The sequence below is a fragment of the Rhizobium sp. 18055 genome (assembly GCF_902706285.1).
Taxonomy (GTDB): domain Bacteria; phylum Pseudomonadota; class Alphaproteobacteria; order Rhizobiales; family Rhizobiaceae; genus Rhizobium.
This window is the reverse complement of the sequence record NZ_CACSKD010000255.1, coordinates 1-450: the sequence shown is the minus strand read 5'-3', so window position 1 is coordinate 450 and position 450 is coordinate 1. Positions and strand designations below refer to the sequence as shown.

1 protein-coding gene is annotated in these 450 nt (G+C 65.3%); it reads right to left on the bottom strand.

Going from position 1 to position 450, the window contains the following annotated elements; all coding sequences use genetic code 11:
* Positions 1 to 95 precede the first annotated feature (95 nt).
* The coding region (locus GVL52_RS28995) for an ogr/Delta-like zinc finger family protein (RefSeq protein WP_210254129.1) at positions 96 to 450 on the bottom strand (355 nt) is incomplete at its 5' end.

The following is a 450-nucleotide window of genomic DNA, read 5'->3' as shown; positions in this document are numbered from 1 at the left end:
ATCAAATTGTGTCTTGTGGCGCATCACGGGCGCAGCACTCCCTTGCTGGCACCGTACGGCGCCTGGTCAGTTGGTGGTGGAAGGGGAAATGGCGGTCAGGAGACGGGCGGGGCGCCGCGTTCCTGCTGATTGCATTCGGTGGCTTCGATCCAGTCGATCTGCGCATCACCGAGTTCCTGGCGCCAACGTTGCTGCAGCAACGAACGCTCATAGCCGGGCGTCGGCGGTAGCTCGCATGCCGGGGCATTGGGCAGGCCGCTGGGGCTGGCGATGCTGGTCAGTTCCGACATGCCCGTGTAAGTCGCACCGCACATGGGGTTCTGGCACACGTACGCATCGGTCCGCAGGTGACGGTGCTGCAAGGCGCTGGTGCGCTTCGTCAACGGCGTGCCGCAGGCGTCGCAGGTGAAGACGGCGCGTTTTCCGACAGGCCCGCTCATGCCTTGGCCC